A 13,706-nucleotide genomic window follows, 5' to 3' on the forward strand; every position below is an offset into this window, starting at 1 on the left:
CCTTCCGCCGAACGTGGAACCCGAGGCTGAAGACCAAGCGCCGCCTGCGACGGCCGCTACCCGAGCTCATCTCGGTCCGGCGGCGCCAGCAAAACCTCGTCTCCACAGCGGATCTGGCATAGGCCGGCGTCCACCGGGCTGAGCAGTGTGTCACGAAGCGCCGCGGCGTAGAGCACATTGGCGTCGAGTAAAGCGACGAACCGCACCGCTCAGCCGCCCCCAACATCGGGTTCGTCGTGTAACCCCAGTACCTCCGAACCCCGGCGCCGTTCCGGAAGCACCCTCTCCGGCGACAGTCGCCCAGCTCTCTGTGAGCCGTGTTAGCGGGCCTCTACCGCCGGCGATGCGCCTGCCGCACCGCCCAGGGCGGCCCAGACGGCCTCCGCGGCGGCCTCGCCCTGGCGGATGCAATCGGGCACCCCGACGCCGAAGTAGCCCGCCCCCGCCAGGGCCAGCCGCGGGTGTTCCTGCAGTCCGGCCCGGACCGCCGCCATCCGGTCCAGGTGGCCCACCTCGTACTGGGGCATGGCCCGGGGCCAGCGGTACACCCTCACCAGCTCCGGCTCCCCATCCACCCCCGCCAGTTCCGCCAGGTCCGCCCGGACCCGGGCCACCAGCTCGTCGTCGGGAAGAACCAGCGGATCCTCGCCGAGCCGCCCGGCAAAGGCGCGCAGCAAGGCCATGCCCGGCGGCGCCGTGCCGGGCCACTTGCTGGAGACCCAGGTGCAGGCGGTGATGAACCGCCGTTCTTCCGGGGGCACGATGAAGCCGCTGCCCTCCAACAGACCGGCCCGCTCTTCCGGATAGGCCAGGGCCACCACCGCCGTCGGCTTGTAGGGAATGGCCGCCAGCTGCTCGGCCACGTCCGCCAGAAAAGGCTCGAGCAACGATGCTGCCTGCCAGGCCGGCACCGCCAGCACCACGGCGTCGACCGTTTCGGCGCCGCCGTCCCGCACCGTGAGGCGATAGCCGGGCGCCCGGCCTCCCCGGCCCCGGTCGCCCCAGGTGCCCTCCGCCGTGCCGCTTGGCGCGGCGGTCCCGGAGCCGGTCCCCAGGTCGGGACGGGTGAACACCGGTTCGAGGGCGACCACGGGGGCACCGGTGACGATGCGGCCGCCCAGTTCCTCAATGCGCCGTGCCGCTGCCTGCGGCAGCCGGCCGAGCCCCCCGCGCAGCGTGACGAAGGGGGATCTTCCCCCCGGTCCCCGACTGGGTCCGGGCGCCCGCCCGCGCCCTGGGTCCGGCGCCTGCCCGCGCCCCGGTCCCGGTGCGGGGCCGCGCTCCGGCGCCGGTGCATGCCCCCATTCCGGCGCGGGCTCCGGTCCCTGCTGGGAATCGTCCGTCCAGGCCTGGGCCTGGGCTCCCGCCGAGCCCGGCCCGCCCCCGGCCGGGCGGGCCGGCGCCCCCGCCGCCGCGGCCGCTGCGGACGTCCCGGTCCCGCTGGCCGCACCGGCCTCCGCACCCGCGGGTCGCGCCGCCGCCGCCCGCGCCCGGCGCTGGCGCGCCATGCCCCGCACCAGGCTGCCGAACTCCCGTTCAAGCTGCACCAGCTGCGGGAAGGTGGCCCGAATGCTGAGCCTTTCGGGATCGCCGCTGGCGATCCCCGCCAGCAGCGGCGCCGCCAGGCGTTCCGTCACCTGGCGGCCCAACCGGCGCCGGAGGAACGCCGCCACCGATTCGTCGGCCCCGTCGCGCCGCGGCGGGATCAGCGGTTCCAGGCTGGCGCGCAACTTGCCCGACAAGCTGAAGAGCGGTGAGGCCCACAAGGCCCGGGCCCCCACGGGCACGCCCAGGGCAAACCCCTCGGGCATGGGCTCCAGCCGCCCCTCCCGGACGATGAAGGTCCGCCCCGCCGCCGGGCCGGGGCCCATCAGGTCTTCTCCAAGACCCAGGCGCCGGGCCAGCTGAATGCCGTGGGGCTTGGAGGCTACCAGAGAATCGGGCCCCTGCTCGATCACAAAGGAACCCGCGCGCTCCGTCTGCACCTTGCCCCCCAGGCGCTCCCCCGCTTCGATCAGGACGACCTCCAGGGCCACACCGTGCCCGCGGGCCAGCTCCAGCAGGCGAAGGGCGGCCGCCAGACCGGCGATGCCGCCCCCTACCACCGCCACCCGCGGCGCGGCGACACCCGCAGGAACCGGACGCGCCATGGGCTCATCCCACCTGGGGGTCCTCGGGCCGGGCGCCCGAGGCGGCCGCCTCGTGCCGGGTCGCCCCGAGACGGTCAAGCACCAGGTCCGCCAGGACCTCGATGAAGTCGGCGTCGGCATTGAGGGAGGGCGTGCGGGCAAAGGCCAGCCCCACTTCCTCCGCCACCTGCCGCGCCTCGATGTCCAGGTCATACAAAACCTCCAGGTGGTCGGCCACGAACCCCGCGGGGCAGACCACCACCGCCCGCGCGCCCTCGCCGGGCAGCCGGCGGATCACCTCGGTCACGTCCGGTCCCAGCCAGGGATCGGCCGTCCGGCCCGCGCTCTGATACGCCACGCGCCAGCGGGACAGGCCCGCCGCCGCCGCCACCTTGGCCGCCGTCTCCTCCACGTGGCGCGGGTACGGGTCGCCGCGGTCCACCACCGGCTGGGGGATGCTGTGGGCGGTGAAGATGACCACGGCACCCTCCCGCAAGCCCGCGGGCAGCTCCGCCAGGGCCCGCTCGACCCGCCGGGCCAGGGCGGCGATGAACCCTGGATGGCTGTGGAAGTGGTCGATGAAATGGACCGCCGGCGCCCCGGGATGCCGGGCCAGGGCCTCCTGGGCGGCCCGGTGATACAGGGCCACGCTGGCCGCGGAATACTGGGGCGCCAGCACCAGCCCCACGGCCTCCTGGGGCCGGGCCGCCACCAGGCGTTCCACCGCCTCGGCGATGAAGGGCGCGATGTGCAGGTAGCCGACAAAGGGTTGCACGGGCCGCCCCAGGCGCTCGGCCACCATCGCCGCCACCTGGCGTGCCTGTTCTTCCGTGATCTCGTGCAGGGGCGACTTGCCGCCGATGGCCTTGTAGCGGTCGATCAGCTCCTGCAGGAGCTCGGGCGTGGGCGGCCGCCCGTGCCGGATGTGGGTGTAGTAGGGTTCCACCTGGTCCAGGCTCTGGGGTGTGCCGTAGGCCATGACCAGCAAGGCCACCAGGTCTTTCCGTCCAGGGCCGGCCGCCGGCGCGCCCTGCCCCGGGTCGGAATGGCTGGGCTTCTGGCTGAGGTTTTGGTCCATGTCTGTTCCCGCCTCCCAGGCCACGTTAGCATAACCGGCAGGGGGCTTGCCTCGGGTACGCAACCGGGACCCCAGCCGGGGCGTCCGGCGTCAGTCCGGCGTCGACGGACGGAAAAGGCGCCAAAGGACGGAACAACGAGCGAGCGGCGGGAAGACCCCGCCGCCGCCCTGAAGGGGCCAGCATCGTGCTGAAGATCCCGGCCTCACCCGTGGGCCGCGGCCTCGGCCCACCGGGCGTCACGGTTCTTCTGGCGCTCCGCCGCCCTCGCCTTACTTGAGCCACGCCTCCACGACGTCGCGGTTTTCCTCCAGCCAGGCCTGCACGCCCTTTTCCGGCTGGTCCGCGCCGTGGTCCTGGATGGTCGCCTCCAGCTGGGCCAGCTGCTCATCCGTCAGCTTGAAGTTGCCGAGCCACTTCGCCACGTCGGCAAAGTCCTCGCTGAAGCCCTCCCGGCCGATGATCTGAATCTCCTCGGCCCCCGTGGGGTTCATCAGGCCCTTGGGGTCCTCCAGGTAGCGGATGTCATACTTCGCAAAGGCCCAGTGGGGCCGCCACAGGGTGACGACGATCCACTCCCGGTTCTGGATCGCCCGGTCCAGCTCGGCCAGCATGGTCGGCGTGCTGCTCTGCACCAGCTCCCAGTCGTCGAGCCCGTAGCCCGGGATGGCGCTCTCCCGGGTCACCCGCATCAGGCCGGCGCCCGCCTCGATGCCGACGATCCGCTTGCCGAAGCGGTCGGCATACTGCTTCAGGTCTTCGATGCTCCGCGCCTCCACGTAGTCCGGCACGGCCAGCCCCAGGTCCGCCTGGTCGTACCAGGTGCCCAGGACCTCCACCTGGTCCCCGAACCGGTCCATGTACTGGCCGTGGGTCGACGGCATCCACACGTCCATGAACAGGTCGATGCTGCCGTTGGCCACCGCCGCGAAGAGCGGCGCCACCTCCACCTGCGTCAGGGTCACCCGGTAACCTTCTTCCTCCAGCAGCTGCTTCCACAGGTAGGAGACGGCGATGTCCTCGTCCCAGGGGATGTAGCCGATCTCGATGGACCCCTTGTCCCCACTGCTGTTGCCGTTCCCTGCGCCCGTCCCTCCGGCGCCGCCGCATGCCGCCAGCACCAGCGCCGACAGGGTGGCGAGCACCGCCACCACCTTGTGCAGTCCTCGCCCGCGGGCCGCTCCCTTGCCCATGCCTTCACCTCCGTATGAAATTCCTCCGCATGAGATTCCTGGTTCGCTTCATTCCCGATTCACTTCCGGTGCGGGGCGGCGCCCACCGGCCCAGGCCCGGTATCCGTCCTGCGGCGACCTGGCTGCGCCCTTGCCTGGCGGGTTCCACCAGGCCCGTATCACCCCGCGTGGGCCGTCACGCCGCCTGGGCCGCGCTGCCCGCCCCTTCCCGGGACCGGGGGCGCCGCCGGGAGACCCGGCCGGCCAGGCCCTCGGTCACCCGGTCCAGGTATACCGCCAGCAACACCACCGCGAGGCCCGATTCAACCCCCAGCGGGATGTCCAGGGCCGTCAGGCCACGGACCACCTCGGCGCCCAGGCCGGGCGCGCCGGCCATGCCGGCGATGACCACCATGGACAGCGCCAGCATGATCACCTGGTTGACACCCGCCATGATGGTGGGCAGGGCCAGCGGCAGCTGGATCTTGCGCAGGATCTGGTTGGGGGTCGAACCGAAGGCGCGGCCGGCTTCGACCACATCGGCGGGCACCTGGCGGATGCCCAGGTCGGTCAGCCGGATGGCCGGCGGCACCGCGAAGACCACCGTGGCCAGCAGCCCGGGCACCACCCCCGCGCCGAAGAACAGCACCGCCGGCAGCAGGTGGACGAAGGCCGGCAGGGTCTGCATCAGGTCCAGCACCGGCCGCAGCACGGCCCGCAGCATGGCCGACCGGCTGGCGGCGATCCCCAGGGGGATGCCGACGCCCACCGCGATCACCGTCGCCGCCAGCACCAGGGCCAGGGTCTGCATGGCCGGTTCCCACTCGCCCATGGCCCAGACCAGGACGAACGCGGCCGCCGCGAAGAGCCCGAATCCCCGGCCCCGCAACCACCAGGCCAGCGCCACCAGGACGGCCATCACGGCCAGCGCCGGGCCCGCCAGCAAGAGCGCCGTAACGGCCTCGACGAGAGCGGACACGCCGGCCGCCAGGCCGTCCCAGAGGGGGTCGAAGGCCCGGAGCAACCAGTAGATCAGCGCTTCGGCTCCTTCTCCCAGGGGAATGTCGATCTCAACCATCCCCGGCAACGGACAGCTCACCTCCTTCCACCGCCGCTTCCGCATCCGGCGGGCCGGTCCGGTTCTGACCGGCCGCAGCCGCGGGGCCGGGAGCCGGGACCGGGCGGCCCGGATCCTCGGGAGCGCCGCCGGCCGCGGCCCCGTCACCGGTCCCGCGGTCCTCCACCCGTACGTGGCCGGCCATCCCGGCCAGGACCTGGACCCGGGCCACCAGCCCCACCAGGCGGCCACGATCGTCCGTCACGGCCACGGGCCAGGGGCTCCGGGCAATGGTGGGGATCAGCTCGTGCAGGGTGGTGTCGGGCTGGCAGGTGGGCACCTCCGGGCGGACCACCCCCGCCAGGGTCCGGTCGCCCCGCCGCGCCGCCGCCAGGGCGTCGTCGGCGGTCACCAGGCCCCGCAACCGGCGCTCGCGGTCGACCACGAACACCGAGGAAAGCTGCAGCTCTTCCATCTTGCGCAGGGCCACCCGGGGGCCGTCGGTTTCCCGCACCGTCTCCGGGCGCCGCATGACGTTCCGCGCGGTGAAGACCTTGCTGCGGTCCACGTCCTCCGTGAAGGACGCCACGTAGTCGTCGGCCGGCCGGGCCAGGATGCCCTCCGGCGTGTCCACCTGGACGATCCGGCCGTCGCGCATGATGGCGATGCGGTCGCCCAGCTTCAGCGCCTCGCTCAGGTCATGGGTGATGAAGATGATGGTGCGGTGAAGCTCGGCCTGCAGCTGCAGCAGCTCATCCTGCATCTCCCGCCGGATCAGGGGATCCAGGGCGCTGAAGGCCTCGTCCATCAGCAGGATGTCCGCGTCGGTGGCCAGGGCGCGGGCCAGGCCCACGCGCTGCTGCATGCCGCCGGAAAGCTCCCCGGGGTAGCTGGACGCCCACTGGGCAAGGCCCACCGTCTCGAGGGCCTCCAGGGCGCGCCGGCGCCGCTGGGCCGGATCGACGCCGCGGATCTCCAGACCGTATTCCACGTTGCCCAACACGGTGCGGTGGGGCAGCAGGGCGAAGTGCTGGAAGACCATGGCGAAGCGCTGGCGGCGTACCTGCAGGAGCTCCCGCGGGCCCAGGCCGGTGATGTCCTGGCCGTCGAGAAGGATGCGGCCGGCGGTAGGTTCCACCAGGCGGTTGAGACACCGCAGCAGGGTGGACTTGCCGCTGCCCGAGAGGCCCATGATGACGAAGATCTCACCGGCCTCGACCGTCAGGCTGGCGCCGGCCACGGCCAGGGTGTGGCCGGAGCGCTTCAGGATCTCGTCCTTGGATCGGCCGGCGCGGGCCAGCTCCAGCGCCTCCCGGGGCCGCGGGCCAAAAATCTTGTAAACGTCGTCGACGACGAGACGAGCCACGCGCGTCCTCACCTCCCTTTCACGCTCAACAGCTTCCCGTCAAGCGGGGACCCGATGCGGGCTGCGCGAGGGAAACAAAAAACCGGCCTGTCGCGGGAGCCGGTCCGGTTGTCAGCCAGCAGCCGTTAATTTGGGAACTGCATCCTTCTTGTTGATATCACAATTTTTCGTTCAATTCAAGGCAAAGCGGTTTTTCCGCTCCATATTATGTCAGCCCGGCGTCGCTAATGGCCCCACGCGGCGTGCTTTCCAGTCTGGATCGACCATTCACTCCGGATCGCCTATCGGCTGCCGGTTCGTTCCTCTATACTGGGGGCGGAAGCGGATGCCGGGCGGGCCCGCCGATCCCCGGTGAGGGACGGGTGTCAAAAGGCCGGCGGCACCCTGTCCCCGCCAGGGCGCCGGGCGCCGGCCGGCTCCAGAGGAGGCCAGCACCGTGGAAGTCATCAAGATCTCGCCCCGCGGCTACTGCTACGGCGTGGTGGACGCCATCGCCCTGGCCCGCCGGGCAGCGACCGACCCCACCCTCCCCCGGCCGATCTACATCCTCGGCATGATCGTCCACAACCATCACGTGGTCGAAGAGCTGGCGCGGGAAGGCATTCACACCCTGGACGGCGAGGACCGGCTCTCCCTGCTGGAGAAGGTCGATGGCGGCACGGTGATCTTCACCGCCCACGGCATCTCCCCCCAGGTGCGCCGCCGGGCCATCGAAAAGGGGCTGACCTGGATCGACGCCACCTGCCCGGATGTGACCCGGACCCACGAGCTGATCAAGGACCGCGTGGCCAAGGGGTTCGAGATCATCTACATCGGCAAGAAGGGCCACCCCGAGCCCGAGGGCGCCATGGGTGAGGCACCGGGCCACGTCCACCTGATCGAGACGGCCGACGACCTGGACACCCTGCCCCTGGACCCCGCCCGCACGCCCAAGGTGGCCGTGGTGACCCAGACCACCCTGAGCAAGTGGGACACCGAGGCCCTGATCCGCGAGGTGCTGAAGCGCTACCCCCACGCCGAGGTGCACAACGAGATCTGCCTGGCCACCCAGCTGCGGCAGGAAGCGGCGGTACGCCAGGCGCGGGAAGCCGACGTGGTCATCGTGGTGGGCGACCGGCGGAGCAACAACTCCAACCGCCTGGTCCAGGTGGTACGGGAGATCGCCCGCCGGCCGGCGTACCTGGTCGACAGCGTGGAGCAGATCGACCCCGCCTGGCTCAGGGGCGCGCGGCGGGTCGGCGTGACCGCCGGTTCGTCCACGCCGAGCCAGATCACCCGCAAGGTGATCGAGTGGCTGGAAGCCTACGAGCCGGACGAACCGGCCTCCGGCGAACCGGCCTCTTCGGAGGGACGGGCTCCGGGCGCCGGTACGGCGCGTGGGGCCGTGGCGGCGCAATCCGCGGTGCCCGGACACGCCGGCTGATTGGCCCCCGCGTGTTGAACCGGTTGCACCGGCGAAGTCCGACTGCGCTACTGCTGCAGTGGCCGCAGTGGCACCAGCGCCGGCGGCCGCCCCTGCCCCGAGGGGCTGGGCAGGCGGTGGGCTGCCGGCGCGGGGTTTGAAATTCCCCTCCCTTCTGCTCCTTGGCCGCTCTCTTGGCCACTCTATGGTGGGCCCGCCCGGAGGTGGGTTGCAGGCGCATGGCTGGCGGCCGGGAGCTGGCCCTGGGAGAAGGGCTATGGCCGTACTCTACACCGTTCCCAGCCCCGCCATGCGCATGATGCGCTCCCAGAGGGGCTCGGGCACCGGCATGGCTGACAGCCGGGCGTTGCGCACCAGCTCCCAGTCCTTGAAGGCCGGGTCGGCCTTGATCTCCACCAGGGTCACCGGCCGCGGCAGGCGCAGGCGCGCCTTCACGTCCACCGCCACCCACCGCCCGGTGGGGTCCGTCGGGTCCGGGTAGGCGCCGCGCACCACCTCGGCCACCCCCACCGCCTGCTTTTCACTGCCCGTGTGGTAGATCAGGACCAGGTCGCCGGGTTGCATCTGCTTCATGTACTTCTGGGCCAGGTTGTTCCGCACCCCGTCCCAGTAGTCCGTCCCCGCCTGCTCCAGATCGGCGTAGCTGTAGACCGAAGGCTCGGTCTTGAGAAGCCAGTAAGCCATGACCGGCTGGCCCTCCTTGGGTCGAATGCCGTAAGCAGCGCCATCAGAGCCAGAATCGCCGCCGCCTCCGCGCCGCGGGCCGCGGCAGGCCGGTGCGCTCGCCGGCCCGCAGGGCCGCGGTGGCCTGTTCGACCACCGCCAGGGTTTCGGCGCCGCCGGGCAGCCGCTCCAGCACCCGGTAGGCCTCGGCCAGGCGGGGCGGCCGCCGGGCACCGTGGGCGTCGGATCCGATGAGGTGCACCATCCCCCGGCGCACCAGCCACTCGGCCACCTTGCGGGCAGGATCCCGGCGCGGGCGCAGCAGGCTGGAGGCCGTGATCTGCAGCCACACCCCCCGCTCCACCAGGGGCACCAGCCACTCGGGGCGCCGCTGCACCGGCAGGTACCGCTCCGGGTGGGCGATCACCGGCACCGCCCCCGCGGCCTGGAGGTCGAACAGCACCCCCTCGGCGTAGGGTGGCACCGCCATCAGGTTCCACTCCACCAGCACGTGAGGTCCCTCGCCGCCCAGGGGCACCACCCCGCCCCGGCGCCAGCGCAGGGCGGTGTCCGGCAGGAGAAAGACCTCGCTTCCCGGCCGCACCCGCAACGGGATGGCCGCGCCGTCCAGCCGGCGCTGGAGTTCCCCGGCCAAGGCGTAGATGGTGTCCGGCCGGTTGTCGTAGACCTCGGGGTAGATATGGGGCGTCACGATGATCTCCGCAGTGCCGTCGGCCACCGCCTCCCGGGCCAGGGCCAGGGACTCGTCCCAGTCCGCGGCGCCGTCGTCGAGCCCCGGCAGGAGGTGGCTGTGCACGTCGACCCGGCCCCAGGGCGCCTCGCCGGCACCGGGGGCAGGCGCCACCCAGGGCTCGAGCCCCGGCACGGCTTGTCCCTGGGACCGGCCCCGCTCCATCCCTTCCGGTTTCACCATGTCCCTCCGTCCGTCGAACCTGCCGTCGCCCGGCCGGGCCGCCGGGACCCTGTCATCCGCCTCCGGCCCCGCATCCGCCTCCGGCCCCGGGGCGGAGGCCGTGGCCGTGAAGCCTCGGCCGCCCCTTATGCGGCCCCGTCCGCCGGGCTCGCCTGGGGAGGGCGGCCCGGCCGCCCGGCCCACCAGGCGAGGGCGGCGCCGGCGCACCGCCTGCGCCCGCCGCGCGCTCTTCGCCCCCCAGGCCCGCCCGCCAGCCGCCCCACGGACCCGCCGGCCAGCTGCCCCTGGCCCCCCTGGTGCGTCAAGCCCCCGCGGTCCCCCCGGCGGCCGCGCCGGCGCCCGCTGCGGCCGGTTCGACCGCCGTGGCGCCCGAGGGGTGGGGAAAAGCGGCGGAGAGTTCTTTGACCCGCCCCGCGATGCGCTCCAGCTCCGCCCGTTCGTCCCGGTGACGCAGGGCCGCGGCGATCAGCCGGCCGATCTCCCGCATCTCCGCTTCCCTCATGCCGCGGGTCGTCAGGGCCGGGGTGCCCAGGCGGATGCCGCTGGTCACCATGGGCGGCTGGGGGTCGAAGGGGATGGCGTTCTTGTTGACCGTGATGCCCACCTGCTCCAGCACCTGCTCGGCCTCGCGGCCCGTCACCCCCAGGGGCCGCAGGTCGACCAGCATGAGGTGGTTGTCGGTGCCGCCGCTGACCAGGCGCAGCCCCTCCGCCGCCAGGGTTTCGGCCAGGGCCCGGGCGTTGGCCACCACCTGCCGGGCGTACTCCCGGAAGGCGGGCTGGGCCGCCTCGTGAAAGCACACGGCCTTGGCCGCGATCACGTGCATCAGGGGCCCGCCCTGCATGCCGGGGAACACCGCCTTGTCCAGCGCCCTGGCCTCGGAGGACCGGCAGAGGACGAACCCGCCCCGCGGCCCGCGCAGGGTCTTGTGGGTGGTGGAGGTGACGAACTCCGCATGGGGCACCGGGTTGGGATGCTGGCCGCCCGCCACCAGGCCCGCGATGTGGGCCATGTCGACCATGACTTTCGCCCCCACCTCGCCGGCGATGGCGCGGAAGCGGGCGAAGTCGATGATCCGGGGGTAGGCCGACGCCCCCACCACGATCAGCTTGGGGCGGTGCTCCCGGGCCAGCCGGGCCACCTGGTCGTAGTCGATTTGCTCGGTCTCGGGGTCGACGCCGTAGGCGACCACCTTGTAGAGCTGCCCGGAGAAGTTCACCGGGCTGCCGTGGGTCAGGTGGCCGCCATGGGCCAGGTTCATCCCCAGGATCGTGTCGCCTGGCTGGAGAGTGGCGAAGTAGACGGCCATGTTGGCCTGGGCGCCGGAATGGGGCTGCACGTTGGCATGCTCGGCACCGAAGAGGGCACAGGCCCGCTGGCGGGCCAGTTCCTCCACCTGGTCGACGAACTGGCAGCCGCCGTAGTAGCGGCGGCCCGGGTATCCCTCGGCGTACTTGTTGGTCAGGGCGGAGCCCATGGCCTCCAGCACGGCGCCGCTGGTGAAGTTCTCGGAGGCGATGAGCTCCAGGGTCTCGCGCTGGCGGCGGTGTTCTTCCCGGATCCAGCGCAGGATTTCGGGGTCCGTGGCGGCCAGGGGGCTGTTCACCCTGCACTCCTCCTCTCGGCCGTAGCCGGGCAGCGCCCGGCCCTGCCTTACCAAGTGTTCGCAGGCCGGCGGCCGTCACCTGCAGGATACGACACCGGAGGAACCGGCGCAGCGGTGCGGGCAGGCCGGGCGCAGGGGCCGGGGCACTGGAACTGGAGCTGTAGGCCGGCAAGGCGAGCTGCTGGGACGCTGCCGGCCGGTTCGTCCGGGACCTGACGGTGGCTCGGCTTCTGGCGGGCTGCGTGCCCTGGCACCCGGCGGCACCACGGCACCGCTGGACCGCGGCGTGGCGCACGACCCCGCGCTCTAAGCAGCCACGGCCCGCCGCAAGCAGCAGCGGCGGTCTCAAGCAGCGACACCGCGCCGCAAGCAGCGACGGCGGGTCTCAAGCACCGGCGGCGGGACCTGGCCGCCCCGCCGGCAGGTGAGCGTTGCCTGACTTACGTTTTTAAAGTAACTTGATGTTCAGAAGACCATAGCGCCGGGACACACTGGACCCAGAGCCCCGGCGAGGAGGGCCACCCTTGGAGATCGGCATCTACAGCTTCGGCGATCGCAACACCGACCCCGAGACCGGGCAGCTGATCAGCCCGGCCGAGCGCATCCGGCGCCTCCTTGAGGAGATCGAGTTGGCCGACCAGGTAGGCCTCGACGTCTTCGGCGTCGGCGAGCACCACCGCCCCGACTACGTGGTCTCGGCGCCGGCCGTCGTCCTGGCGGCCGCCGCGGCCCGCACCCGGCGCATCCGCCTCACCAGCGCCGTCAACGTCCTCAGCTCCGACGACCCGGTGCGCGTGTTCCAGCAGTTCGCCACCCTGGACCTGATCTCCGGGGGGCGGGCGGAGATCATGGTGGGGCGCGGCTCCTTCATCGAGTCCTTCCCGCTCTTCGGCTACGACCTCCGCGACTACGACGCGCTGTTCGAGGAGAAGCTGGACCTCTTGCTCAAACTGCGGGAGTCGGAGCGGGTGACCTGGTCGGGGAAGTTCCGGCCGCCCATCCGGGACCGGGGCGTCTACCCGCGGCCCATCCAGAACCCCATCCCGGTGTGGATCGCCGTGGGCGGCACCCCCGAGTCGGCCGTGCGGGCGGGGCGGATGGGTCTCCCCATGGCGCTGGGGATCATCGGGGGCATCCCGGCGCGGTTCCGGCCGCTGGTGGAGATCTTCCGCCAGGCGGCGCGGGAGGCGGGGCATCCCGTGCCGCGGCTGAGCATCAACTCCCACGGGTTCATCGCGGACACCTCCAAGGAGGCGGCGGACACCGCCTTTCCCGCCTTCAAGGAGGTCATGGATCGCCTCGGCCGCGAGCGGGGCTGGGGGCCGCTGACCCGGGAGCAGTTCGAGTGGTCCCGGTCGCTGCACGGCGCCGACTTCGTCGGCAACCCGGAGGAGGTCATCGAGAAGATCCTCTACCAGCACGAGCTGTTCGGCCACGACCGGTTCCTGTTACAGCTGACGGTGGGCACCCTGCCGCACAAGAAGGTCCTGCGGGCCATCGAGCTTTTGGGCACCAAAGTGGCGCCGGCGGTGCGGAAAGCGCTGGGGAAGGATCGGGAGGACCGTAGGGGCAGCGGTGACGGGGGCAACAGCGGTGGCGGCCGGGGCCGCGACGGCCAGAAGGATGCTGCGGCAACGAGCACGGCGGTGGGGACGCCTCCTGCCACGGGGCGGTGACCCAACGGGCGGGCGCCGGGTGTTCCACCAGGACGCGGGTTGCCGCAGGAGGAAGACGGCCCGGATCCGGCGGATCGCAGAGCCGGTCCACCGGAGTGCCGGCCGTCAGGGCCTCCTACTGCTTCTCGGCACGGGCCGTCCGGCCGAAGCGGCGGGCCACCTCCGTCCAACGGCAGCGGGCGACCGGTCCGGCGGTCGCGCGGGGTGGAAGAAAGCCGCAGGACGACGTTGGCGTCGACGGAAACCTTCTCACTCATGCGGGGCCTCGTCGAGGCCGGTCGCGGAGACGAGCTGTGCCCGAACCTCGCGCCGGATGGCATCCGTCCCCGGATAGGGCCGGGTGGACGGCAGGATGCCGATCAATTCCAGCGGATTGCGGCGCTTGATCGGGATCATCGTCACCGTCTGACCCACCTGTTCAAACAAAACCGCATCCCCTTCACGGATTCCGAGCCGCTCACGAATCTCGCCGGGAATGGTAACTTGGCCTTTTTCCGTCATCCTGGCAACGGCCACGATCGGTCCCTCCTTACGCATCAGCGGCACCTCCGCAAGATCAAACCCATTCTCTCTCCGCTTCTCTCTCCGCAAGATCAAAGTCATC

Annotated in this window: 11 protein-coding genes; 2 read left to right on the forward strand and 9 right to left on the reverse strand. The window is 72.0% G+C overall.

What is annotated here, in order from left to right:
* Window positions 1-320: 320 nt before the first annotated feature.
* The 5 genes from hemG to ACZ5T9_RS10170 all read right to left on the reverse strand — a co-directional run bounded on the left by hemG (window position 321) and on the right by ACZ5T9_RS10170 (window position 6,800).
* A complete protein-coding gene (hemG, locus tag ACZ5T9_RS10150; RefSeq protein WP_464832934.1) occupies window positions 321-2,150 on the reverse strand; it encodes a protoporphyrinogen oxidase in 1,830 nt (609 codons plus the stop codon).
* A gap of 4 nt (window positions 2,151-2,154) precedes the next feature.
* On the reverse strand, window positions 2,155-3,207 hold the full coding sequence (hemH, locus tag ACZ5T9_RS10155) for a ferrochelatase (protein ID WP_464832935.1): 1,053 nt from the start codon (window positions 3,205-3,207) through the stop codon (window positions 2,155-2,157).
* Between the two features lie 270 nt (window positions 3,208-3,477).
* Complete coding sequence (locus tag ACZ5T9_RS10160; RefSeq protein WP_464832936.1) at window positions 3,478-4,398, reverse strand: glycine betaine ABC transporter substrate-binding protein; 921 nt, start codon at window positions 4,396-4,398, stop codon at window positions 3,478-3,480.
* Window positions 4,399-4,573: 175 nt separating this feature from the next.
* Window positions 4,574-5,464, reverse strand: a complete 891-nt coding sequence (locus tag ACZ5T9_RS10165) for an ABC transporter permease (protein WP_464832937.1) — start codon at window positions 5,462-5,464, stop codon at window positions 4,574-4,576.
* The gene (locus ACZ5T9_RS10170; RefSeq protein WP_006904053.1) at window positions 5,448-6,800 is read right to left on the reverse strand and encodes a quaternary amine ABC transporter ATP-binding protein; all 1,353 of its coding nucleotides are present in this window, start codon (window positions 6,798-6,800) and stop codon (window positions 5,448-5,450) included. The genes ACZ5T9_RS10165 and ACZ5T9_RS10170 overlap by 17 nt, the downstream gene beginning before the upstream one ends.
* Window positions 6,801-7,236: 436 nt before the next feature.
* On the opposite strand from ACZ5T9_RS10170, the gene ACZ5T9_RS10175 reads away from it, so the two are divergent.
* Window positions 7,237-8,223 carry a 4-hydroxy-3-methylbut-2-enyl diphosphate reductase gene (locus ACZ5T9_RS10175; protein ID WP_464832938.1) on the forward strand — a complete coding sequence of 329 codons (987 nt, stop codon included), beginning with the start codon at window positions 7,237-7,239 and terminating at the stop codon, window positions 8,221-8,223.
* A gap of 267 nt (window positions 8,224-8,490) precedes the next feature.
* Here the strand turns inward: ACZ5T9_RS10175 and ACZ5T9_RS10180 are convergent, their stop codons facing one another.
* From ACZ5T9_RS10180 to ACZ5T9_RS10190, 3 genes are all read right to left on the reverse strand, one after another.
* A complete protein-coding gene (locus ACZ5T9_RS10180) occupies window positions 8,491-8,907 on the reverse strand; it encodes an EVE domain-containing protein (protein ID WP_006904055.1) in 417 nt (138 codons plus the stop codon).
* 43 nt (window positions 8,908-8,950) lie between these two features.
* Window positions 8,951-9,817: a tyrosine-protein phosphatase gene (locus tag ACZ5T9_RS10185; RefSeq protein ID WP_464832939.1), complete on the reverse strand. Its 867-nt coding sequence runs from the start codon at window positions 9,815-9,817 to the stop codon at window positions 8,951-8,953.
* Between the two features lie 304 nt (window positions 9,818-10,121).
* Window positions 10,122-11,426 carry a serine hydroxymethyltransferase gene (locus ACZ5T9_RS10190; RefSeq protein ID WP_464832940.1) on the reverse strand — a complete coding sequence of 435 codons (1,305 nt, stop codon included), beginning with the start codon at window positions 11,424-11,426 and terminating at the stop codon, window positions 10,122-10,124.
* 524 nt (window positions 11,427-11,950) lie between these two features.
* On the opposite strand from ACZ5T9_RS10190, the gene ACZ5T9_RS10195 reads away from it, so the two are divergent.
* Window positions 11,951-13,102 carry an LLM class flavin-dependent oxidoreductase gene (locus ACZ5T9_RS10195; RefSeq protein ID WP_464832941.1) on the forward strand — a complete coding sequence of 384 codons (1,152 nt, stop codon included), beginning with the start codon at window positions 11,951-11,953 and terminating at the stop codon, window positions 13,100-13,102.
* A 249-nt stretch (window positions 13,103-13,351) separates the two neighbouring features.
* Here the strand turns inward: ACZ5T9_RS10195 and ACZ5T9_RS10200 are convergent, their stop codons facing one another.
* Window positions 13,352-13,618, reverse strand: a complete 267-nt coding sequence (locus ACZ5T9_RS10200; RefSeq protein ID WP_156821746.1) for an AbrB/MazE/SpoVT family DNA-binding domain-containing protein — start codon at window positions 13,616-13,618, stop codon at window positions 13,352-13,354.
* Between the last annotated feature and the right edge of the window lie 88 nt (window positions 13,619-13,706).

It is taken from the genome of Thermaerobacter nagasakiensis (genome assembly GCF_055396825.1).

Bases quoted from the DNA above. Each gene is read 5' to 3' on its own strand.
- ACZ5T9_RS10180 (WP_006904055.1), bottom strand. From the start codon at position 8,907: ATGGCTTACTGGCTTCTCAAGACCGAGCCTTCGGTCTACAGCTACGCC.
- hemG (WP_464832934.1), bottom strand. From the start codon at position 2,150: ATGGCGCGTCCGGTTCCTGCGGGTGTCGCCGCGCCGCGGGTGGCGGTG.
- hemH (WP_464832935.1), bottom strand. From the start codon at position 3,207: ATGGACCAAAACCTCAGCCAGAAGCCCAGCCATTCCGACCCGGGGCAG.
- ACZ5T9_RS10160 (WP_464832936.1), bottom strand. From the start codon at position 4,398: ATGGGCAAGGGAGCGGCCCGCGGGCGAGGACTGCACAAGGTGGTGGCG.